This window comes from Variovorax beijingensis (genome assembly GCF_003951285.1).
GTDB lineage: Bacteria > Pseudomonadota > Gammaproteobacteria > Burkholderiales > Burkholderiaceae_C > Variovorax > Variovorax beijingensis.
The window spans coordinates 13089-34138 of record NZ_RXFQ01000011.1 but is presented as its reverse complement, the minus strand read 5'-3'; the positions used below and the strand labels follow the sequence as shown (position 1 = coordinate 34138).

18 protein-coding genes are annotated in these 21050 nt (G+C 69.3%); 2 read left to right on the top strand and 16 right to left on the bottom strand.

Translation table 11 applies throughout. The features are described from left to right. Positions 1 to 51: 51 nt before the first annotated feature. The 8 genes from EJO66_RS19460 to EJO66_RS19425 all read right to left on the bottom strand — a co-directional run bounded on the left by EJO66_RS19460 (position 52) and on the right by EJO66_RS19425 (position 10891). Positions 52 to 1995, bottom strand: a complete 1944-nt coding sequence (locus EJO66_RS19460) for an acyl-CoA synthetase (protein ID WP_124959741.1) — start codon at positions 1993 to 1995, stop codon at positions 52 to 54. Positions 1996 to 2046: 51 nt separating this feature from the next. Next, a complete protein-coding gene (locus tag EJO66_RS19455; protein WP_124959740.1) occupies positions 2047 to 3045 on the bottom strand; it encodes a Bug family tripartite tricarboxylate transporter substrate binding protein in 999 nt (332 codons plus the stop codon). 33 nt (positions 3046 to 3078) lie between these two features. After that, complete coding sequence (locus tag EJO66_RS19450; RefSeq protein WP_124959739.1) at positions 3079 to 4287, bottom strand: CaiB/BaiF CoA transferase family protein; 1209 nt, start codon at positions 4285 to 4287, stop codon at positions 3079 to 3081. 64 nt (positions 4288 to 4351) lie between these two features. Continuing rightward, positions 4352 to 5167, bottom strand: a complete 816-nt coding sequence (locus EJO66_RS19445) for an oxepin-CoA hydrolase, alternative type (RefSeq protein WP_125965811.1) — start codon at positions 5165 to 5167, stop codon at positions 4352 to 4354. Then, on the bottom strand, positions 5164 to 6306 hold the full coding sequence (locus EJO66_RS19440; protein ID WP_125965810.1) for an acyl-CoA dehydrogenase family protein: 1143 nt from the start codon (positions 6304 to 6306) through the stop codon (positions 5164 to 5166). Before EJO66_RS19440 ends, EJO66_RS19445 begins: the two co-directional genes overlap by 4 nt. A 10-nt stretch (positions 6307 to 6316) precedes the next feature. Then, positions 6317 to 7525, bottom strand: coding sequence for an acyl-CoA dehydrogenase family protein (locus EJO66_RS19435; RefSeq protein WP_125965809.1), 1209 nt, complete (start codon positions 7523 to 7525; stop codon positions 6317 to 6319). A gap of 10 nt (positions 7526 to 7535) precedes the next feature. Then, complete coding sequence (locus tag EJO66_RS19430) at positions 7536 to 8726, bottom strand: acetyl-CoA C-acyltransferase (RefSeq protein ID WP_125965808.1); 1191 nt, start codon at positions 8724 to 8726, stop codon at positions 7536 to 7538. Positions 8727 to 8755: 29 nt separating this feature from the next. After that, positions 8756 to 10891, bottom strand: a complete 2136-nt coding sequence (locus tag EJO66_RS19425; protein WP_125965807.1) for a 3-hydroxyacyl-CoA dehydrogenase NAD-binding domain-containing protein — start codon at positions 10889 to 10891, stop codon at positions 8756 to 8758. 148 nt (positions 10892 to 11039) lie between these two features. On the opposite strand from EJO66_RS19425, the gene EJO66_RS19420 reads away from it, so the two are divergent. Continuing rightward, entirely contained in the window at positions 11040 to 11972 is a 933-nt protein-coding gene (locus EJO66_RS19420; protein ID WP_124959733.1) for a LysR family transcriptional regulator, read from the top strand. On the opposite strand, the gene EJO66_RS19415 is transcribed toward EJO66_RS19420, so the two are convergent. Beyond that, the gene (locus tag EJO66_RS19415; RefSeq protein WP_124959732.1) at positions 11957 to 12187 is read right to left on the bottom strand and encodes a hypothetical protein; all 231 of its coding nucleotides are present in this window, start codon (positions 12185 to 12187) and stop codon (positions 11957 to 11959) included. The genes EJO66_RS19420 and EJO66_RS19415 overlap by 16 nt on opposite strands. Before the next feature lie 134 nt (positions 12188 to 12321). On the opposite strand from EJO66_RS19415, the gene EJO66_RS19410 reads away from it, so the two are divergent. After that, entirely contained in the window at positions 12322 to 12840 is a 519-nt protein-coding gene (locus tag EJO66_RS19410) for an ureidoglycolate lyase (protein WP_124959731.1), read from the top strand. A 54-nt stretch (positions 12841 to 12894) separates the two neighbouring features. Here EJO66_RS19410 and EJO66_RS19405 read toward each other — a convergent pair whose 3' ends face one another. The 7 genes from EJO66_RS19405 to EJO66_RS19375 all read right to left on the bottom strand — a co-directional run bounded on the left by EJO66_RS19405 (position 12895) and on the right by EJO66_RS19375 (position 20980). Continuing rightward, positions 12895 to 14001 carry an Acg family FMN-binding oxidoreductase gene (locus EJO66_RS19405; RefSeq protein ID WP_124959730.1) on the bottom strand — a complete coding sequence of 369 codons (1107 nt, stop codon included), beginning with the start codon at positions 13999 to 14001 and terminating at the stop codon, positions 12895 to 12897. A 19-nt stretch (positions 14002 to 14020) separates the two neighbouring features. Then, complete coding sequence (locus EJO66_RS19400; protein ID WP_125965806.1) at positions 14021 to 15199, bottom strand: amidase; 1179 nt, start codon at positions 15197 to 15199, stop codon at positions 14021 to 14023. Between the two features lie 33 nt (positions 15200 to 15232). Beyond that, positions 15233 to 16225 carry an ABC transporter ATP-binding protein gene (locus tag EJO66_RS19395; RefSeq protein ID WP_124959883.1) on the bottom strand — a complete coding sequence of 331 codons (993 nt, stop codon included), beginning with the start codon at positions 16223 to 16225 and terminating at the stop codon, positions 15233 to 15235. 46 nt (positions 16226 to 16271) lie between these two features. Next, positions 16272 to 17309 carry an ABC transporter ATP-binding protein gene (locus EJO66_RS19390; protein WP_125965805.1) on the bottom strand — a complete coding sequence of 346 codons (1038 nt, stop codon included), beginning with the start codon at positions 17307 to 17309 and terminating at the stop codon, positions 16272 to 16274. 139 nt (positions 17310 to 17448) lie between these two features. Then, complete coding sequence (locus tag EJO66_RS19385; protein WP_125965804.1) at positions 17449 to 18363, bottom strand: ABC transporter permease; 915 nt, start codon at positions 18361 to 18363, stop codon at positions 17449 to 17451. 5 nt (positions 18364 to 18368) lie between these two features. Then, complete coding sequence (locus tag EJO66_RS19380; RefSeq protein WP_125965902.1) at positions 18369 to 19322, bottom strand: ABC transporter permease; 954 nt, start codon at positions 19320 to 19322, stop codon at positions 18369 to 18371. Then, the gene (locus EJO66_RS19375; protein WP_124959726.1) at positions 19322 to 20980 is read right to left on the bottom strand and encodes an ABC transporter substrate-binding protein; all 1659 of its coding nucleotides are present in this window, start codon (positions 20978 to 20980) and stop codon (positions 19322 to 19324) included. Before EJO66_RS19375 ends, EJO66_RS19380 begins: the two co-directional genes overlap by 1 nt. Between the last annotated feature and the right edge of the window lie 70 nt (positions 20981 to 21050).

Here is a 21050-nt window from a genome sequence, read left to right as displayed (position 1 = left end):
GATGTCTCCAGCTGTCGTTGTTGCCTGTCGAAAAAAGAAACGGGGGCGCGGCTATTCGGCCAGCACCTGCGTCTTGAAGGGAAGCGCCTCGAGCGCCGTGCGGATCCGCGCCTGCAGCGGCGCCGCGAGCGCGCCGGCGGCCGCGGCATCGATGCGCACCTGCACCAGGCTTTCGCCCTCGCTGCGCACGCGCGGCCGGGCGGCCGGCGCCACGCCGAGCTCGCCGCACACCTGCGCCACCGTGGCTGCCACCACGCGGCTCGCGGCCATGGCACGCAGCTCGGGCTTGTAGATCTTGCCGACGTTGGTCATCGGCATGTGCTCGATGACGGTCACCGAGCGGGGCTTGGCGGGCGCCTCGTCGACGCGCGCGGCGGTGAAGGCCAGGAGTTCGTCCTCGGTGGCCGAGGCGCCCGGCACCAGCGTGGCGAAGACCACCGGCAGCTCGCCCGCATAGGCATCGGGCGCACCCACCGCGGCGCACAGCTGCACCGCGGGATGCGCGCCCAGCGCGTCCTCGATCACCTTGGGGTCGATGTTGTGGCCGCTGCGGATGATCAGGTCCTTCGAGCGGCCGCTGAGGTTGAGCCTGCCGTCGCCGTCGATCCAGCCCAGGTCGCCGGTCGCGAGCCAGCCGTCGGCGGTGAAGGCCTTGGCGTTGTCGGCCGGATCGACAAAGCCCGAGAACAGGTTGGGCGACTTGAACAGCACCATGCCCTGCTCGCCGGGCGGCAGTTCGCGGTCGCTGGCGTTACCGCTCTCGTCGAGCGCCACGATGCGCATCCGCATGTAGGGCAGCGGAAAACCGACGCAGCCCGCGGGCCCGTCCACGCCCGGCGGCGTGATGGTCGAGATGCCGGCCATCTCGGTCATGCCCAGGCTCTCGTGCACATGCAGGCCGAACAGGCGCTCGAAGCGCGCGGCCAGCTCGGGCGAGAGCACGGCGGCGCCCGTGCGGCAGTAGCCGATCGACGAGATGTCGGCACCGTCCAGCGGCACGTTCGCCAGCGCCGCAAGCACCGTCGGCACGGCCGAGAGCGAGGTCGGCCGGTACTTCTCGACCAGCTTCCAGTAGTTGGCGAGCACCTCCTTGTTGCGCAGCAGCGAGGTGGTCGGAATGATCACTTCCATGCCCGCCGAGAGCGAGGCGAGCGAGGCCGGCAGCACGCCCGCCACGTGGAACAGCGGATAGCCGTTGATCGAGATGCCCTGTTCGTTCATGCCCGCGACCTGCACGCTGGCCCAGGCCGTGAACACCTGCGCGCCGTGGCTGTGGCGCGCGAGCTTCGGCGCGCCGGTGGTGCCGCCGGTGTGGAAGTAGGCGGCGATGTCGGTGGGCGCGATGTCGCGGCCGCTCACGAGGTGGTCGCTGGGTTGCGCAGCGCGCAGCGCGTCGAAGTCGGCCACCCCTTCGGGCAATGCACCCGCGGCGCCCGGCGCCTCGTCATGTGGCGCCACGCGCAGCACCGTGGTGAGCGTGGGCACCTGGCCGCGCAGGCGCATCGCCTTCGACCACATGCCCGATTCGCTGTCGGAGCCGTAGGCGATCAGCACCTTGGCGCGGCCGGCGGTCATCAGCGCCACCAGCTTCTCGTCGGTCAGCAGTGGATTGAGCGGCTGCACGATGCCCGCCGCCTCGCCGCCCCAGAGCGCGAGGTGGTATTCGAGGCAGCCCGGCAGCAGCACCGCCACCGCATCCTGCGGGCCCACGCCCATCGCGTGCAGCATGTTCGCGGTCTGGTGGATGCGCGCGAGCAGCCCGGCGTACGACCAGCGGATCGGCGCGTCGGCCGGGTTGCCGGTGCGCAGGAAGGTCAGCGCGGTCTTGCCGCCGAAGGCCGCGCCCGCGTTGCGGAAGATCTCGTAGGTGCTGCGGACCGTCAGCGCCTGCTCGAGAGGCGTCTCCTCGAGCTTGCGGATGTCGGCAAGGCTGCGGACCGGGAGCGTCGGGCGAAAGGGTGCGCCGGCCGCGTTCGTCTTCTTGCTGTCTGCCATGGCGTGTCTCCTGGATATTGTTGTCTTGCCGGCTGCGTACGAAGCGCTGTTCTACTGGTTCGTGATCTTGTTGTCGCGAATGACCTTGCCCCAGCGCTCGAAATCCTGGCGCATGCGCACGCCGGTCTGCTCGCCCGTGCGGTAGGCCGCGAAGGAGCCGACGCCCTCGAGCTTGTCCTGCACTTCCTTGTCGGCGAGCGCGGTCTTCAGCTCGGCGCTCATGCGATCGACCACGTCCTTGGGCGTGCCCGCCGGTGCCAGCAGGCCGCCCCACGAGGTCGCGTCGAAGCCCGGGAAGCCCTGCTCGGCGACGGTCTTCACGTCGGGCAGCAGGCTCACGCGCTTGCCCGAGCCGACCGCGATGGCGCGCAGCGCGCCCGAGCGGATGTGCGGCATTACCGCCACCAGGTCCGAGAACATCGCGGGCACCTGCCCGCCGATCAGGTCGGTCACGGCCGGTGCGCTGCCGCGGTAGGGCACGTGCTGCATCTCGAACTTGCCGATGTTCTTGAGCTGCTCGGTCGTCAGGTGGCCGAAGCTGCCCGCGCCGGCGGTCGTGTAGTTGAGCTTGCCGCCCTCGGCCTTGGCCTTGGCGATCAGCTCCTGCAGGCCGTTCACGCCGGGCAGCGCCTTCGGGTTCACCACCATCACGATCGGCAGGTCGTACACCGTGCCCACGGGCGTGAAGCTCTTGAAGATGTCGTAGGGCGTCTGGCCGTACAGGTGCGCGGCCAGCAGCGTGGGCGTGGCCAGCATCACGAAGGTGTAGCCGTCGGGCGCGGCCTTGGCGGCCACCGCCGCGCCGATGGTGCCCGAGGCGCCGCTGCGGTTGTCGACGAGGATGTTCTGCTTCAGGCCCTGCGACATCTTCTGCGCCACGATGCGCGTGGCGACGTCGGTCGGGCCGCCGGGCGGAAAGGGTACGACGAAGGTGATCGGCTTGGCCGGCCAGGCCTGCGCGAAGGCGGCGCCGGCCACGAGCGGAAGGGCCAGCGCGAGGAGCGCGCGGCGTGCGGGGTTGCGAAGGGAGCGGGAAGAAGGAAAGGCCATGGACTTGTTCGAGAGATCGGAAGATGGGCGCCTTCAGACGACGCCGCTGGTTTTCAGCTGCGCGAGCCGGTCGTTCGACAGGCCGAGCAGGGACTGCAGCACCTCGTGCGTGCCTTCGCCCAGCTGCGGCGGCGCGCTGCGCACGGGCAGGCGTTCGCCGTCGAAGCGGTAGGGCGGCGCCAGCACGTTGACCTTGCCGGCCACCGGATGCGGCTGCTCGGTGACGAGGCCGGCATCGGCCGCGCGCCTGGAGTTGAGCGCTTCGAGCAGGCCCAGCACCTCGCCGCAGGGAATGCCCGAGGCGCTGAGCCTGGCCAGCAGGTCGGCGCGCTGGCGCTTGGCGAGCTCGGCGTGCAGCTCGGGCAGCAGCACCGCGCGGTTCGCCGAGCGCAGGATGTTGGTCTTGAAGCGCTCGTCGGCCGCGAGGTCGGGCCGCTCGATCACCTCGGTGCAGAAGCGCGCGAACTGCGCGTTGTTGCCCACGGTGATCACGAGCGGGCCGTCGGCCGCATCGAACACGCCATAGGGCACGATCGACGGATGCGAGTTGCCGTAGCGCGGCGGGTCCTCGCCCATCAGCAGCGCCTCGAGGCCGTAGTAGGCCGTGATCATCAGGCCGCAGTCGAACAGAGCCATCTCCACATGCCGGCCCTTGCCGGTCTTCTCGCGCTGGTAGAGCGCCGCGAGCACGGCCTGTGCCGAGTACATGCCGGTGAACAGGTCGACCATGGCCACGCCGAACTTCAGCGGCGGCTGGCTGGCTTCGCCGTTGAGCGCCATCAGCCCGGCCTCGCCCTGCACCACGAGGTCGTAGCCGGGGCGCGCGGCCTCGGGGCCGGTGCGGTCGTAGCCCGAGATCGAGCAGTAGATGAGCCCCGGCTGCTCCTTGCTGAGCTGTTCGTAGCCCAGGCCCAGCTTGTCGATGCCGCCGAACTTGAAGTTCTGGATCACCACGTCGCACTGCTTCGCGAGGTCGCGTGCGATCTGCTGGCCCTCGGGCGTCTGCAGGTCGAGCGTGACCGAGCGCTTGTTGCGGTTCACGCTGTTGAAGTAGGCGGTCTCGGTCTTGCCGACGCGCAGGCCCCAGTCGCGCGTGTCGTCGCCGCGGCCCGGGTGCTCGACCTTGATGACCTCGGCGCCCATGTCGGCCAGCACCATGCCGCACCAGGGGCCCGCGAGGATGCGGGACAGATCGAGGACGCGCACGCCGGCCAGCGGCAGCGAGGAATTCAGCATGGGCATGAGGGCAACTCCAGGAAAACGAAAAACCCCCGCGTCCGCATGCGAGGGCGGGGCACGACGCGCGTCAGGACGCGTCCGGCTTCTGGCGGCGCAGCGCGACGAAGTCGGCGCGGCGCTTGCCGAGGAAGGCGCCGATGCCTTCGGCCGCCTCGGCATCGGCCTGCGACTCGACCATGTACACGGCCTCGGCATCGAGCTGCTGCTCGAGCGTGGCGCGGTGCGCCTGGCGGCACAGCGTCTTGATGCGTGCGATCGCGCGCTCGGGGCCGTCAGCCACCTTGGCCGCGAGCGCGATGGCCTCGGCCAGTGCTGCGCCCCTGTCGGTCAGACGGTTGACCGCGCCCAGCGCATGCAGGCGCTCGGCCGTCATGCGGTCGCCGGTCAGGCACATCTCGGTCAGCACCTGGCGCGAGACGAACTCCGCAAGGAAGGCCGTGGCGCCGCCGTCGGGAGTGAGGCCGACCTTGACGTAGGCCACCGTGTAGAACGCGTCGCGCGCCGACACCAGCATGTCGCAGGCCAGCGCCATCGAGAGGCCCGCGCCGGCCGCGCCGCCTTCGACGGCAGCGATGACCGGCTTGCCGAAATCGCGGATGCCGCGGATGAGGTCGTGCAGGCCTTCGAGCTTTTCGCGGCGTTCGGCCTCGGGCAGTTCGCGGCGCTTGGCCAGCAGGTTGAGGTCGCCGCCCGAGCAGAAGAAGTCGCCCGCGCCGGTGAAGACGACGGCGCCGACTTCCGGGTCGTTCTGCGCATCAGCGAGCGCGGCGCTCAGTTCCGCATACAGCGTCGGCGTGATCGCATTGCGCGCGCCGGGATTGCTGTTGGTCAGGATGCGGACCGCGCCCTGCTGCGAGATCAAAACGGTCTTTTCTTCGCTCATTGCAAAGTCTCCTTGCCCAGCGCGATGTAGCGCTGCAGGTGGTGGTCTTCGTCGCCGAGCTGATGGTCGATCATCACGAGCCGCTTGGCGTAGTGCGGCAGCGGCAGCTCCCACGTCATGCCGATGCCGCCGTGCATCTGGATGCTCTCCTCGGCCACCAGCGCGCCGATGCGGCCGATGCTGAACTTGGCGGCCGACAGCGCACGCTCGCGCGCCACGCGGTCGGCGCCGTCGATGGCGGCCGCGGCGTTGATCACGGCCGAGCGGGCCTGTTCGATCTCGAGCAGCAGGTCGGCCATGCGGTGCTGCAGCGCCTGGAAGCTGCCGATCAGCGTGCCGAACTGCTTGCGCGTGCGCAGGTAGTCGAGCGTGGCGGTCTTGGCGGCTTCCATCGCACCGAGCGCCTCGGCGCACAGCGCGAGCACGCCGCGGCCGATGGCGCGCTCGAGCGTCGCATGGCCCTGGCCTTCGGTGCCGAGCAGCGCGTCGGCGCCGAGCTTCACGCCATCGAGCGCGAGTTCGGCGACGCGGCCGCCGTCGATGGCGGGGCAGCCGCGCACCGAAAGGCCTGCGATCCTGGCGGGCACGAGGAACAGCGAGATGCCGGCTTCGTCGTCGACGCTGCCCGAGGTGCGAGCGGAGACCAGGAACAGGTCGGCCTGCTCGCCTTGCGGCACCACGGCCTTGGCGCCGTGGAGCACCCAGCCGTCGCCGCTGCGCTCGGCGCGGGTCGAGACACGCGTGCGTTCGTAGTGCGTATCGGCCTCGTCATGTGCAAAGGCCGCGACCGTGATGCCGTTGATGATGTCGCCAAGCTTCTCCTTCTGCGCATCGCTGCCGGCCGCGCTGAGCGCCTCGCCGACCATCACGGCGCCCAGCAGCGGCTCGACCACGAGGCCGCGGCCCAGCGCCTCGAAGACCACGGCAATGTCGAAGCCGCCGCCGCCAAAGCCGCCGTCGGCCTCGCTGAACAGCGCGCCGATCACGCCGAGTTCGGCGAACTGCTGAAAGATCTCCTTGCTGAAGCCGTGCGCCGACTTCGCGATGCGGTCGCGCGCGTCGAAGGCGTACTGCTCGGCGATGAAGCGGTTCAGGCTGTCGGCGAGCATGCGCCGGTCTTCGGTGTGTGCGAAGTTCATGCCGTTTCCTTTAAAGGCCCAGAATCATTTTTGAAATGATGTTCTTCTGGATTTCGTTCGAGCCGCCGAAGATCGACAGCTTGCGGTTGTTGAAGTAGCGCGCGGCAGCGGCCGATGCGTAGGCCGGGCCGAAGGTCTCGCCGTCGAAGCCGTCGTGCAGCGCTTCCTCGACAAAGGGGCGGCCATGGACGCCCATCGCGCGGCGCGCGAGCGACGAGATCTCCTGCCGGATCTCGGTGCCGCGGATCTTCAGCATCGAGCTCTCCGCACCCGGCACGCCGCCACCGGCCACGGCCGCGATCACGCGCAGGTTGGTGGTCTTCATGTTCTCCAGGTCGATCTCGACACGCGCCATGCGCGCGGCAAATGCCGGGTCTTCGGCGAGCGGCCTGCCGTTCTTCGTCTGCGTGGCCGCAATGCCCTTGAGCTGTTCCAGCGCCGCCACCGAGAAGCCCACGCCCGCGATGTTGGTGCGCTCGTAGGTCAAGAGGTACTTGGCGCAGGTCCAGCCCTTGTTCTCCTCGCCGACGAGGTTCTCGGCCGGCACGCGCACGTCGGAGAAGAACACCTCGTTCACTTCGTGCTCGCCGTCGAGCGTGATGATCGGACGCACTTCCACGCCGGGCGATGCCATGTCGATCAGCAGGAAGCTGATGCCTTCCTGCTTCTTCGCCTCGCGGTTGGTGCGCACCAGGCAGAAGATCATGTTGGCGTGCTGGCCCAGCGTGGTCCAGGTCTTCTGGCCGTTCACGATGTAGTGGTCGCCCTGTGCGTCGATGCCGCGCACGGCCGAGGTCTTCACGGCCGCCAGGTCGGAGCCCGCGCCGGGTTCCGAATAGCCCTGGCACCACCAGTCGGCACCGCTCAGGATGCGCGGCAGCCAGTGGCGCTTTTGCGCCTCGTTGCCGTACTTGATGAGCACCGGCCCGAGCATGTTCACGCCGAAGGGCACGATGCGCGGCGCAAACGCCAGCGCGCATTCGTGTTCGAAGATGAACTTCTCCACCGCCGTCCAGCCCGGGCCGCCGTACTGCTCGGGCCAGTGGTTCGCGAGCCAGCCGCGCTCGTTGAGGATGGCGTGCCATTCCTCCATGTCGGCCTTGGCGAGGATCTTGCCGCCGCGCACTTTCTCGGACAGCCGCACCGGCAGTTTTGCAGCCAGGAAGGCGCGCACTTCGCTGCGGAAGGCTTCTTCTTCGGTCGTGAAGTTCAGGTCCATCGCAGGCTCCTCAGTAAATTTCGAACAGGCCCGCGGCGCCCATGCCGCCGGCAATGCACATCGTGACCACCGCGTACTTCGCGCCGCGGCGCCTGCCTTCGATCAGCACGTGGCCCGTGAGGCGCGCGCCGGTCATGCCGAAGGGGTGGCCGATGGAGATCGCGCCGCCATTCACGTTGAGCAGTTCCGATGGAATGCCCAGCTTGTCCTGGCAGTAGATCGATTGCGAGGCGAAGGCTTCGTTGAGTTCCCACAGGCCGATGTCCTCGACCTTGAGGCCATGGCGCGCGAGCAGCCTGGGCACCGCGAACACCGGGCCGATGCCCATCTCGTCGGGTTCGCAGCCCGCCACCGCAAGGCCGCGGAAGGCGCCCAGCGGCTTGAGGTTGGCGCGCTCTGCGTCCTTCGCTTCCATCAGGACGCAGGCCGATGCGCCGTCCGACAGTTGCGAGGCGTTGCCGGCGGTGATGAACTTGTCTTCGCCCATCACGGGCTTGAGCTTGGCGAGCGCCTCGTAGGTGGTGCCGCGGCGGTTGCAGTTGTCTTCGGTGGCGGTGACTTCGCGGTAGCTGACTTCCTTGGTCTCCTTGTCGGTCACGGCCATGGTGGTGGTGCAGGCGACGATCTCGTCCCTGTAGCGGCCGGCGAGCTGGGCCTCTTCGGTCTTGCGCTGGCTCTCGGCCGAGAAGCGGTCCTGCGCCTCGCGGCTGATGCCGTAGCGCTGGGCCACGATGTCGGCGGTCTCGATCATCGCCATGTAGAGCGCGGGCTTGTGCTGGACGATCCACGGGTCCATGCCGCTGTCGCCGGCATCGGTGGCGCTGCGGCTGCGGATCTGCGAGATGCTCTCGACGCCGCCGGCGATCATGGCCGGCGCGCCGTCCACCACGATGCGGCCCGCGGCCATCGCGATCGCCTGCAGGCCCGAGGCGCAGAAGCGGTTGACCGTGGTGCCGGCGATGCTGATCGGCAGGCCCGCGCGGATGATGGCCTGGCGCGCGATGTTGCGCCCGGTCGTGCCTTCGGGGTAGCCGCAGCCGAGGATCGCGTCCTCGATCAGCGCGGAGTCCAGGCCGGAGCGCTCGACCGCGGCCTTGACCGCGAAGGCCGCCAGCGTGGGGCCCGGGGTGATGTTGAATTCGCCGCGGTGCGCCTTGGTGAGCGGGGTGCGGGCGGTGGAAACGATGACGGCTTCGCGCATGGGGATGGCTCCTGGACGGCTGGCTCTGGTTACTCGGATTGATTGAGGCTGGCGAAATCGGCACCGCGCTCGACCAGTTCCACCAGCAGCGGCGAAGGCTTCCAGAAGATCGGGTCCTGCTTGGCGAACTCGCGGATGTCGGCCAGCACCTTCGGCAGGCCCACGGTGTCGGCGTACTTCATCGGGCCGCCGCGGTGCCGCGGGAAGCCGTAGCCGTAGAGAAAGGTCACGTCCACGTCGAGCGGGCGCAGCGCGATGCGCTGGAGCACGACGTTGGCGCCCTCGTTGATCATCGCGGCCATGTAGCGGCGCATGATTTCTTCCTCGGTGAAGGCGCGCGGCGTGATGCCCGCACGCTCGCGCTCGGCGTCGATGATGGCCAGCACCTCGGGGTCGGGCTGGCCGGTGCGGGCGCCTTCGGGGTACAGGTAGTAGCCGCGCTGCGTCTTCTGGCCGAACCAGCCGCGCTCGCAGATGCGGTCGGCAATCTGCACGTAGCGCGCCTGCGGATCGCGCGTGGCGGCCTTGCGCTTGCGCGTGGCCCAGCCGATGTCGCCGCCCGCGAGGTCCGACACCTGGAACGGGCCCATCGGGTAGCCGAAGTTGCGCACGGCCTCGTCGATCTGGTACGGAGACGCGCCGTCTTCCATCATGTGGTCGGCGGCCTGGCGGTACACCGCGAGGATGCGGTTGCCGATGAAGCCGTCGCATACGCCGGCGCGCACCGGCACCTTCTTCAATTTCTTCGCGAGCTCGAAGCCGGTGGCGACCACGTCGGCGCTCACCTTGGCGGGCACCACGATCTCCAGCAGCTTCATGATGTTCGCCGGCGAGAAGAAGTGCAGGCCCACCACGTCCTGCGGACGCGAGATGCTGTCGGCGATCTCGTCGATGTCCAGGTACGAGGTATTGGTGGCGAGCACCGCGCCGCGCTTGCACACGCGGTCGAGCTCGGCGAACACGGCCTTCTTCACGCCCATGTCCTCGAACACGGCCTCCACCACGATGTCGGCCTGCGCGAGCGCGTCATAGCCCGTGGAGCCCGAGAAGCGCGCCATCACGGCGGTCTTGGCTTCGGGCGTCATGCGGCCCTTCTTGATCAGGCCGTCGTACACCTTCTCGACATGCTGGCGGCCGCGCACGAGGCTGGGCTCGTCGCGCTCGATCATGGTCACGGGCAGGCCCGCGTCGAGCATGGCCACCGCGATGCCCGCACCCATGGTGCCGCCGCCGACGATGCCGGCCGATGCGAGCGCGCGCGGCGCGGCGGACCGGGTCTCGGGCGCCTTCAGCACCTCGCGCTCGGCGAAGAAGGCGTGGATCAGGCCGGCGCGCTGCGGGCTGTCGATGCATTGCAAAAACAGCTTGCGCTCCAGCGCCATGCCTTCGTCGAAAGGCAGCGTGAGCGCGGCGTCGACGGCTTCGATGATCTTCATCGGCGAGAACAGGCCGCGGTTCTTCTTGGCGGTGTCGGCGCGCGCGGCTTCGAGGGCCGCGCGGCTGGCTTCCTTGTCGGCCAGGCCGCCAGCCTCGCGCGTGCGGCGCACCGGCGCCTTGGCGGCGACCAGTTCCTGCGCGTAGGCCAGGCCTTCGGCGCGCGCGTCGGCCTCGTTGCCGAGCCGGTCCACGAGGCCGAGCGACAGCGCTTCCTTCGCGCCCGCATGGCGGCCGCTGAGCATCAGTTCGAGCGCGGGCTTCACGCCGATCAGGCGCGGTGCGCGCTGCGTGCCGCCCGAACCGGGCAAGAGGCCGAGCTGCACTTCGGGCAGGCCGAGCTTGGCCGACGGTGCGGCGATGCGGTAGTGCGTCGACAGCGCCACTTCGAGCCCGCCGCCGAGCGCGGCGCCATGGATGGCGGCGACCACCGGCTTGCTGCAGTTCTCGATCTTCAGGCACACCTCGGGCAGCGATGGCGGCTGTGGCGTCTTGCCGAACTCGCGGATGTCGGCGCCCGCAATGAAGTTGCGGCCCGCGCCGACGATCAGCACCGCGGCCGCGGCACTGTCGGCCTCGGCCGCGTCGATGGCGGCCACGAGGCCGCGGCGCACATCCACGCCCAGGGCATTGACGGGCGGGTTGTCGATGGTCACCACGAACACGTCGCCAAGACGCTCGAAGCTGACGGGACCGGAAGACGTGGAAGGGCTGGAGGGTGGGGTGGCCATGTGCTTTGTCTCTTGCGTGGCGAGCCCTGCAAACGCGAGGGGCCCGAGGCTCTGGGGGTGAACCCCGCATTCTTGGCCCGCGCCGCTGCTTTGACAATTGCATAGATCATTGACAGACTGTCAAGGAATTTTTGACACAATCCCCTGCATGGACCTCCAATCGCTGACCCTGCTGGTGGAAATCCTTGACGCCGGCAACCTCAGCGCGGCGGCCCGCCGGCTCAAGATGAGCCGCGCCAACGTCAGCTATCACCTGAACCAGCTGGAGCGCTCGGTCGGTGCGCAGCTGGTACGGCGCACCACCCGCCGCGCCGAACCGACCGAGATCGGCCTGCGCCTGTACCAGCACGGCGTGGCCATCCAGAGCGAGCTGCTGGCCGCGAAGGAATCGGTCACCACGCTGGGCCAGGGGCTGCAGGGCCGTGTGCGCCTGAGCGTGCCCAGCGGCTACGGCCAGCTGGTGATGGCCGGCTGGCTGATCGACTTCAAGCGGCAATACCCCGGCATCGTGCTCGACGTGGTGTTCGAGAACCGCATCGAGGACCTGCTGCGCGACGAGGTCGACATTGCCATTCGCGTGGTGCCCGAGCCGCCGCAGAACCTGGTGGCGCGCGAGATGGGGCCGGTGCGCTACGTGGCCTGCGCCTCAAGCGGCTATGCCGAGAAGCACCCGCTGCCGGTGCAGCTCGACGAGCTGCAGGGCGCGCCGGTGGTCACCGCCGCCGTCATCGGCCGGCAGCTGCGCGTGTCGGCCTACCAGGGCCAGAATCTGGGAGAGGTCCGGCGCGAGGTGATCCTGGAGCCGACGCTGATCTCGGAGAACTTTCTGTTCCTGCGCCAGGCCATCCTCGCGGGCCTGGGCATCGGCCTGGTTCCCGACTACGTGGTGCAGGAGGATGTGCGCAAGGGCGACGTGGTGACCACGCTGGACGACTGGCGCCTTTCCATCTTCGGCACGCAGATGTTCATGCTCTACATGCCCAACCGGCAGCACACGCGGGCGATCCGCACCTTCATCGATTTCATCCTGGAGCGGGTGCGGGCGCCCGGCGCGGAGCCGGACGATCAGTCGCAGCGGTAGCTGACTTCGCCGGCCGGCGCGCCGGCTGCCGCCTTCGGGTCGAGGAAGCGCATCGGCGCGCCGAAGTTGCGGCAGTAGGCTTCGGCCTCCTGCACGGTGGGCGACTTGAATACACCGTCGCCGAGCCAGCTGACGCGCGGCGCGGGGCCCGATGCGCACGCTGCGACAAGATGAGCGGCTGGAACGAGGAGGCAGAGGGTGAGGGAGCGTCGCATCGGGAAGCGCTGGCTGCGCAGGTGAGGAAAAGGAAGCCCCGCGACTGTAGCGCCTGCGCCTGCGCCTGCGCCTGCTTTCGCAGCCGCAGGCGGACGCGGTGACCCTCGGCATGTTTTCTGCTGTACTCCACCGCATGAACGATGCTGCTCCCCCCGCCCCGGTCGCGCTCACGGTGCAAGCGCTGACACCACAGGCTTTCGCGCCCTACGGCACGGTACTGGCCGCGCCCACCGGCACGGGCCGCCCGATCAATGGCGGCAATGCCGAACGCTTCGACCTCGTCGGCGACCTGCAGCTCGGCGCGCAGGGTGGCCGGCCGATGCTCGCGCTGTTCCGCGCGCAGGCGCGGCGTTTTCCGCACGAAGTCACGGAGATGGAGCGCCACGCGCTCGGCAGCCAGACTTTCGTGCCCTTGGGAGAAAGGCGCTTCGTCATCGTCGTGGCGCCGGCCGGCGAGGCTCCCGCGGCCGGCACGCTCGCTGCGTTCGCCACCGACGGGCTGCAGGGCGTGACGCTCGCGCCCGGCACCTGGCACCACGCGCTGCTCGCGGTGGATGCGGGCGACTTCGTGGTGGTGGAGCGGACCGCGGCGCGTGTCGATTGCGATACCTGCGCGCTGGCGGCGCGGGTGGTCGTCGACTGGCAGCGCTAGGCGCGCTTGCCGAGGAGCCAGCCCTTGAGTTGACCGCAGCGCCGGCCCGGCGGCTCACGCCCAGACCGCGTCGACCGGGCGGCGCAGCGAGCGGGGCGTTTCCGGCCCCCGGCCGAAGCGCACGACCAGATCGGGCCTTCCGCTCGCAATGCCCAGTGACTCCGCGAACCGCGGCCTGAGACGCGAGACCTCCACCGGCTGGTTCAGATGCGCGGTCCGGACACCGAGCGCGGTGGCCTGCAGCGCGAAGCGCTCGAAGGCACGGCCCGCCTCGATCCAATGGCGCTTGTCGTCCGCGTCCGAAACGAAGACCGCGATGCCCGCCGAACTTCGGATGTGCCGCGCGTACTTGTCGTTCTCGGCCTTCTCCGTGAAGAAGAGGTCGAACATCCGCGGGCCGAGCCAGCCGGGCATCGCGGGGTTGCCGGAGGATTTCGCGAACAGGCCGTCCCCGGTATCCACCGCCTGCGCGCCGTTGAAGCGGATCCATGCCTTCAGTTCCCGCACGAAGGCCGGGTCGCGCATCTGGGCGGTGTTGCCCTGGACCACGTGGTCGAGCACGTTCTCCAGTGCCTGCTGGCCGGTGAGCAGCAGAACCCGCACGCCGTGGCCCGTGCCCGCGATCTCGAGGGTCTTCAGTTCCTCGTTCGAAAGCGGCCGGCCGTCGAACTCGGCGCGGGTCGACTGCCGGCGCGTGATCGCCTGGAACAGCGCGGAGTCGACGGGCTTCGCGGTCCCGAGCGCGATGTCCAGCGCCTCCTGTGGGCCGTCCCGGAATGAGGCATCGCCGCGAAAGCCCATCGCCGCAGCGGCCTGCACGAGGTTCTCGGCGGCGCAGCCGAGGCTGACGAACAGATGGTGGTCGTCGGGATCGACGACCGGACAGCGCCGGCCGAAGTCGGGCCGGATCGAGATGGATTTCTCGTCGCCGCCGAACTTCCAGCACTGCGTGTTGTGGCTCGATGGCGCCAGCGTCGCATGGCGCACCAGTTCCCGCACCAGGACCGAGGGGCCGGGCGTACCGTCGGGGGCACGGCGCCAGAGGGCTTGCACGGCCTGTTCGTAGGCCTGGTTGTCCCTGCGCAAGGCATGGAGCGAAAGGGCGCCGCCCGCGCCTGCGGCTGCGATCGTGGCAGCGGTGATGAGTCGCCTTCTGTTCATCACCGGATTGGAACCGGCCTCAGATGGCGATCGCTTGCGCCAGCGCAATCAATGACCGATCCGACCCCGCCGGCCCGAGCAGCGAAATGCCCAGCGGCGCACCGTGGCGCTCCGCGAGCGGCATCGACAGCTGCGGAAAGCCGGCAAGGCCCGCGATGCACAGCATCTGGATCGCGCGGTTGCGGTAGTCTTCCAGGCCGGCCTCGCCCTCGCTGCGCAGCGGCGCGATGTCGGGCATGGTCGGCATCAGCAGCACGCCGTCGCTGCCGAGCAGCTTGGCAAGGTGGCTGCGGAAGGCGGTGCGGAAGGCGCGGCCGGCAACGATCTGTGCATCGTTCACGCCGCGCGACCAGGCAAAGCGCTCGGCCACGCCCGGGCCCAGCGGCGGCGCATAGCGCTCGATCAGCGGACCGTCGGTGAGCCAGGCCTCGTGCGCCTGCACGTAGCGGAAGTTCCAGTACATCGCGTCGAAGGAGTCGAGCGCGACCTCGATGCCTGTCGCATCGCCGAGCACGTGCTGCACGCGCGCGGCAGCGTCCGCCAGCGCGTCGGCCGCGGCCGGCACCGCGAGCGACCACACGTCCTCGGGACGCAGCAGCCGCACGCGCGCGGGCAGCGCGGCGGTGTCGCTGCCCAGCAGCACGTCGGCGACGCGCGCGAAGGTGCCGATGTCGCGCGCGAACCAGCCGCAGGTGTCGAGGCTGGGCGCGAGGTCCAGTGCGCCTTCGAGGCTCACGCGGCCGTGCGTGGGACGCAGGCCGTACAGGCCGCAGTGGTTGGCCGGCGCGCGCACCGAGCCGCCGGTGTCGGTACCGAGCGCGAAGTCGCACAGGCCCGATGACACGGCCGAGGCCGAGCCCGACGACGAGCCGCCCGTGATGCGGTCTTTCGCGGCGCCGTTGACCGGCGCCCCGAAGTGGGCGTTGTTGCCGTTCATCGAGAACGCGAGTTCGTCGGTCACGGTCTTGCCCGCGAAGCGCGCGCCCGCATCGAGCAGCTTCTGCACGGTGGGGGCGGTGCGGGTCTTGATGCCCGACATCGCCAGCACGATCGGGCTGCCGCCGCCGGTGGGATAGCCGGCCACGTCGAACAGGTCCTTCGCTGCAAAGCTCAGGTCGGCCAGCGGGCCGGTGGGCGCATGCGGCACAGGCGCGTCGGGGTACGGAACGAAGGCGTGGGCGGGGTCGTGCAGGGGCATGGCGTGTTGTCGTGGTGTGTGTGCAGGGGCGGGTCAGGCGACCAGCGTGGGTGCGATGGCGGCGGCGGCATCGGTATGGATGCAGCGCGCGCGGTGCTTCGGCGCGAGCTCGACCACCGGCGGCTGCGCGACGCGGCAGGCATCGGTGGCGAGCGCGCAGCGTTCGGCAAAGGCGCAGCCCGGCGGCAGTGCCGACAGGTCGGGCGGCGCGCCGCCGATGGTCTCGAGCCGCGCGCCGCGCGCCAGCGCGCCATGCGCGCGGCTCTTGAGCAGCGCAATGGTGTAGGGATGCCGCGGCGAGCGGATCAGCTCGCGTGCCGTGCCTTCCTCGACGATGCGCCCGGCATACATCACGGCGATGCGGTCGGCCACCTCGACCGCGGCGCCGATGTCGTGCGTGACGAAGATCACCGACAGGCCGAGGTCGCGCTGCAGTTCGCGCAGCAGCAGCAGGATCTGGATCTGCACCGTGGCGTCGAGCGCGGTGGTCGGCTCGTCGGCCAGCAGCAGCTGCGGGCGGCAGGCCAGCGCCAGCGCGATCATCGCGCGCTGCCGCATGCCGCCCGACATCTCGTGCGGGTAGGCCGCCAGGCGCCGCTCGGGGCTCGGGATGCGCACGCGCTCGAACAGCGCGAGCGCACGCTGCTGCGCCTCGGTCGCCGTGACCTTCTTCTCGTGCCGGCGGATCGACTCGACGATCTGCGCGCCGACCGAATACACCGGATCGAGCGCGAGCAGCGGCTCCTGGAAGATCATCGAGGCGACCTTGCCGCGGAAGTCGTCGAGTTCGCGCGCGGGCATCGCGAGCACGTCGCGCCCGGCCACCTGCACCTGCCCGCCGATGCGCGTGCGGCGCTCGGGATGCAGGCGCAGCAGCGTGCGCAGGGTCACGCTCTTGCCGGAGCCCGATTCGCCGATCAGCGCGACCACCTCGCCGCGCTGCACCTCCAGGCTCACGCCGCTGACCGCGTGCACGGGCTTGCGGCCGCCGCTGAATGCGACGCTGAGGTCACGCAGGCGGACCATCGGCTCGGGGGAGGAAGAAGTCGGGTTGTTCATCGTCGTCATGCGTTCACGCCGCCCTGGCCAGCGGCACGGCCATCGGATGCCCGCTCCCGGGCTCGTGGACCAGGCAGCTGGCCGCATGCCGCGCGCCGGTGGCGATGGGCTCGGGCACCACCTGGCTGCATACCGGCGCGGCCAGTGCGCAGCGCGGATGGAAGCGGCAGCCCGTGGGCGGGTTGATCGGGTTCGGCGGGTCGCCGGCCAGCGCAGCCTCTTCGGTGCGGTGGTCGGGGTCCATCGAGGGCATCGACGAGAGCAGCGCACGGGTGTAGGGATGCGCCGGCGCATCGTAGAGCGCGTCGGCCGGACCGATCTCGGCCACCTGGCCCAGGTACATGACCATCACGCGGTCGCTCACGTAGCGCACCACGTTGAGGTCGTGGCTGATGAAGAGATAGGTCAGGCCGAACTCGGCCTTGAGGTCGAGCAGCAGGTTGATGACCTGCGCTTCCACCGACTTGTCGAGCGCCGACACGGCCTCGTCGAGGATCACCATGCGCGGCTGCAGCGCGAGCGCGCGCGCGATGTTGACGCGCTGGCGCTGGCCGCCCGACAGCTCGTGCGGATAGCGTTCGGCAAAGCGCTGCGGCTCGAGCCCGACGCGCGCGAGCAGGTCGCGCGCACGCGCCACGGCCTCGCGCCGGCCGACGCCGTGCACCTGCGGGCCGAAGGCGACCGAGTCCTCGATGGTGAGGCGCGGGTTGAGCGAGGCGTAGCTGTCCTGGAACACCATCTGCACCTGGCGCCGGAACTCCTTGAGCGGCAGCTCGCGGCCGCCGACTTCGCGGCCGTCGAACACCACTTCGCCCCGCGTTGGTGCAATCAGCTGCATCAGCAGCCGTGCGGTGGTCGATTTGCCGCAGCCCGATTCGCCGACCACGCCGAGCGTTTCGCCCTTGAGCACTTCGAAGTCAACGCCGTCGACTGCGCGCACCACGCCACCGCCGCGGCCCAGCGGATCTTTCTTGAGCGGGAAGTGCTTGACCAGGCCGGTGATGGTGAGCAGCGGTTGTGCGGGGCCGCCGATGTCTTTCAGTGCGTCCATGTTTTCACGCTCCTTTGTTGCTCTTGTTGTTCTTGTTCGGGGCGCGTGCACGGGCCACCGGGTACTCCCCTCCGCGAATGTCCCCCGTCGGCGGGAGCGCGCCCTGAAGACTGCGCAGAACATACAACGCAAAGCATCCTCACCCCTTGTTGTCCATCGCCGACCGCAACCCATCTGACAGAAGATTGAAGGAGATCGAAGTGATGAAGATCATCGCCCCCGGCAATGCTGCGACCCAGGGCTGCACGTAGATCGCGGTGCGCAGCGTGTTGAGCATCAGGCCCCACTCCGGCTCCGGCGGCTTCACGCCCAGGCCCAGGAACGAGAGGCCCGAGGCCAGGATCATCGACACCGCGATCAGGCTGGTGGCGTACACGAAGATCGGGCCGAGCACATTGCCCAGCACATGCACCCGCACGATCGTGAACGGGTTCGCGCCCGAGGCGCGCGCCGCCTCCACGTAGTCGCGCGTGCGCACCTGCGTGGTCACGCTTTCGGCCACGCGCGCGATCTGCGGAATGAAGACGATGGTCAGCGAGATCAGCGAATTGACCACGCCCGCGCCCAGCGTGCCCGACAGCGCAATGGCCAGCAGCACCGAGGGAAAGGCGTAGAACACGTCGATGGTGCGCATGATCAGCGTGTTGGTGAAGCCGCCCGCATAGCCCGCGACGATGCCGATCACCGTGCCGAGCACGAAGGCGCAGATCACCGGCGTGATGCCGATGAACAGCGACAGCCGTGCGCCCACGATCAGGCGCGACAGCATGTCGCGGCCCAGCTCGTCGCTGCCCAGCGGCAGGCCTTCGGTGCCGATCGGCTTGAGCCGCTTGAGCATCGACGAGGCGTAGGGATCGGCCGGCGCGAGCCACGGGCCGAGCACGGCCAGGCCGATCAGCAGCAGCACCACGAACGCGGCACCCATGGCGACCGGATCGCGCGTGAAGCGCAGCAGCGCCGAGGTCCAGTAGCCGCGCGAGCGCTGCATCGGCAGCAGCGGCTTCGCGTCGGCGGCGGCGGAGGAAGAAGAGGAGGGGAGGGGCAGTGCGCTCATGGTGGTCATGCCCGCGCGATCCGCGGGTCAAGCATGGTTTGCAGCACGTCGACCAGCAGGTTGAGCAACACGAAGAACAGCGCCAGCACCAGGATGGTTCCCTGCAGCAGCGGCAGGTCGCGCTGGAAGATCGCGGAGTTCAACAGAAAGCCGGTGCCGGGCCACGAGAACACCGTCTCGATCAGGATCGAGCCGCCGAGCAGGTAGCCCAGCTGCAGGCCCATCACGGCCAGCGCGGTGGGCGCCGCGTTCTTCACCATGTGGCGGAACACGCCGAAGTGCGTCAGGCCCTTGGCGCGCAGGCCGACGATGAATTCCTGGTCGAGGATGTCGGCCACCAGCGCGCGCACGGTGCGCGCGATGATGCCCATCGGGATCACCGACATCGTGAGGGCCGGCAGGATCAGGAACTGCACGTGCTCCCAGTCCCAGGCCCAGTCGCTGGAGCCGCCCGGGCCCGCGCCGGTGGCGGGCAGCCACATGAGCTGCGACGAGAACACGATCACCATCACCATGCCCAGCCAGTAGTGCGGCACGCTCACGCCCAGCACCGACAGCATCGAGGCGAAGCGGTCGAGCCACGAGTTGCGGAAGTAGCCGGCCACGAAACCGAACAGGCAGCCCAGCACGAAGCCGATGAAAGTCGCCACCACCGCGAGCCGCAGCGTGTTGCCCACGGCCGTGAACACCTCGCCCGCCACGGCGCGGTTGCTCGCGATCGAGACGCCCAGGTCGCCATGCAGCGCGCGCCAGACCCACATCGCGAACTGCTCCGGCAGCGAACGGTTGAAGCCGTAGAGCTCGCGCAGCTGCGCCTGCAGGTCGGCCGAGGCGTCGGGCGGCAGGATCGACACCAGCGGATCGCCGGGCGCGATGTGCACCAGCAGGAAGCACACGAGCGCCACGCCGATCATGATCGGCACGGCGTAGACCACGCGGCGCAGCAGATAGGCGAGCATCATTCCATCGTCATGGTGGCGATGTCGATGAACCAGCTCTTGGGCTGCACCACGTTTTTCACCTTGGCCGACATCGCGCGCGGACCCACGTCATGCGCGATCCAGACGAACGGCGCGTCGTCCACGATGTGCGCATGCAGCCTGGCCAGCGCGCCGTCGCGCGCCTTGTCGTCGAAGCTGGTGCGCGCATCGGCCACGAGCTTGTCGACTTCGGCGTTGCCGTAGTAGCCCCAGTTGTTCGACACCGGCGGGAAGGTCTTGGTGCTCACGAAGCGCACCATGGCAAAGAAGGGGTCCATCGCCGCGAAGCTCACGTTGGTGGCGTTGGCGCCGTTGGCCGAGGGGTCCTTCACGCCCTTGCGCCAGTTGGTGAAGAGCGTGTTCCATTCGATCACGTCGAACTCGACATCGAAAAAGCACTGCTTGAGCGACTGCTGCGCGAATTCGTTCATCGGCAGCGGCTGCATCTGGCCCGAGCCCGAGGCCGAGATCTGCACCTTCACCTTGATCGGCTTGGCGGCCGAGTAGCCGGCCTGCGTCATCAGCGCCTGGGCGGCCTTCACGTCGTACTTGATGTCGAACTTCGGGTTGCCCCACCAGGGATGGCCGGGCGGCACGGTGCCCTTGGGCTCGGCCATCATGCCGCCGAGCAGCTGCTTCATGCCGCCGCGGTCGATGCACAGGTTGGCGGCCTGGCGCACGCGCTTGTCGAGCCAGGGCGAGCCCTCGGCGAACGACAGCTGCCACGGCCACACGTGCGGCTGCGCGTTGGAATAGATCTTGAAGCCGCGCTGCGTGATCTGCGGCATGGCATCGGGCGCGGGGGCTTCGATCCAGTCGACCTGGCCGCCCAGCAGCGCAGCGGTGCGCGCGTTGGCCTCGGGCATCGGCAGCATCACGACCTTGTCGATCTTGGGCACGCGCCTGGCGTCCCAGTACGTCTTGTTGGCGGCGAGTTCGAGGCGCTCGCGGGCCACGAAGCGCGTGACCTTGAACGGGCCCGAGCCCGCGGGGTCGGCCGCGAAGGCGGTCCATGCGGCCTTGGATTTGTCGGCGGGCGTGGCGCCGGCCGCGGCGTCGAACTTCTTCTGCCACTGCGCGGGCGAGGCCATGAACAGGTTGGTCAGGTTGATCGGCAGGAAGGCGTCGGGTTCGCTGGTGGTGAGCTCGACCGTCATGTCGTCGATCTTGCGCGCGGTGCGCAGCGTGGGCATGCGCGACGCGGTCACGCCGACCTGGCTGGGGTCGAACTGCGGGGCGTCCTTGTCGAGCACCTTCTGCACGTTCCAGATGACGGCATCGGCGTTGAAGGCCGAGCCGTCGTGGAACTTGACGCCGGGGCGCAGCTTGAAGACCCACTTGGTCTTGTCCTTGGCGTCGACGGCCCAGGAACTGGCCAGCGCCGGGATCAGCACGCTCGGCGCGTCGGCCTTGGACAGGTCCCACTGCGTGAGCGAGTCGTAGATCGGGATGCCGGTGAAGCGGTTGCCCTCGAAGCCCTGGTCGGGCTGGCCCAGCGTGCGCGGAATGTCGGCCGCGGTCATGGCGATGCGCAGCGTCTTCTCCTGGGCCAGGGCCGGCGTTGCGAAGGCCAGGGTGGCGAGCGCCGCACAGGCGGCCAGGGGTTTCAGGATCGAGGCAGGAACGGCACGCTTCACAGGAGCTCCTAGAGGTGAAAGGGCAAAGGGATCGAACCGGTGGTGAAGCACGACGTGTGCCAGCCGTGGT

Bases quoted from the DNA above. Each gene is read 5' to 3' on its own strand.
- EJO66_RS19460 (WP_124959741.1), bottom strand. From the start codon at position 1,995: ATGGCAGACAGCAAGAAGACGAACGCGGCCGGCGCACCCTTTCGCCCG.
- EJO66_RS19455 (WP_124959740.1), bottom strand. From the start codon at position 3,045: ATGGCCTTTCCTTCTTCCCGCTCCCTTCGCAACCCCGCACGCCGCGCG.
- EJO66_RS19450 (WP_124959739.1), bottom strand. From the start codon at position 4,287: ATGCCCATGCTGAATTCCTCGCTGCCGCTGGCCGGCGTGCGCGTCCTC.
- EJO66_RS19445 (WP_125965811.1), bottom strand. From the start codon at position 5,167: ATGAGCGAAGAAAAGACCGTTTTGATCTCGCAGCAGGGCGCGGTCCGC.
- EJO66_RS19440 (WP_125965810.1), bottom strand. From the start codon at position 6,306: ATGAACTTCGCACACACCGAAGACCGGCGCATGCTCGCCGACAGCCTG.
- EJO66_RS19435 (WP_125965809.1), bottom strand. From the start codon at position 7,525: ATGGACCTGAACTTCACGACCGAAGAAGAAGCCTTCCGCAGCGAAGTG.
- EJO66_RS19430 (WP_125965808.1), bottom strand. From the start codon at position 8,726: ATGCGCGAAGCCGTCATCGTTTCCACCGCCCGCACCCCGCTCACCAAG.
- EJO66_RS19425 (WP_125965807.1), bottom strand. From the start codon at position 10,891: ATGGCCACCCCACCCTCCAGCCCTTCCACGTCTTCCGGTCCCGTCAGC.
- EJO66_RS19420 (WP_124959733.1), top strand. From the start codon at position 11,040: ATGGACCTCCAATCGCTGACCCTGCTGGTGGAAATCCTTGACGCCGGC.
- EJO66_RS19415 (WP_124959732.1), bottom strand. From the start codon at position 12,187: ATGCGACGCTCCCTCACCCTCTGCCTCCTCGTTCCAGCCGCTCATCTT.
- EJO66_RS19410 (WP_124959731.1), top strand. From the start codon at position 12,322: ATGAACGATGCTGCTCCCCCCGCCCCGGTCGCGCTCACGGTGCAAGCG.
- EJO66_RS19405 (WP_124959730.1), bottom strand. From the start codon at position 14,001: ATGAACAGAAGGCGACTCATCACCGCTGCCACGATCGCAGCCGCAGGC.
- EJO66_RS19400 (WP_125965806.1), bottom strand. From the start codon at position 15,199: ATGCCCCTGCACGACCCCGCCCACGCCTTCGTTCCGTACCCCGACGCG.
- EJO66_RS19395 (WP_124959883.1), bottom strand. From the start codon at position 16,225: ATGGTCCGCCTGCGTGACCTCAGCGTCGCATTCAGCGGCGGCCGCAAG.
- EJO66_RS19390 (WP_125965805.1), bottom strand. From the start codon at position 17,309: ATGGACGCACTGAAAGACATCGGCGGCCCCGCACAACCGCTGCTCACC.
- EJO66_RS19385 (WP_125965804.1), bottom strand. From the start codon at position 18,363: ATGAGCGCACTGCCCCTCCCCTCCTCTTCTTCCTCCGCCGCCGCCGAC.
- EJO66_RS19380 (WP_125965902.1), bottom strand. From the start codon at position 19,322: ATGCTCGCCTATCTGCTGCGCCGCGTGGTCTACGCCGTGCCGATCATG.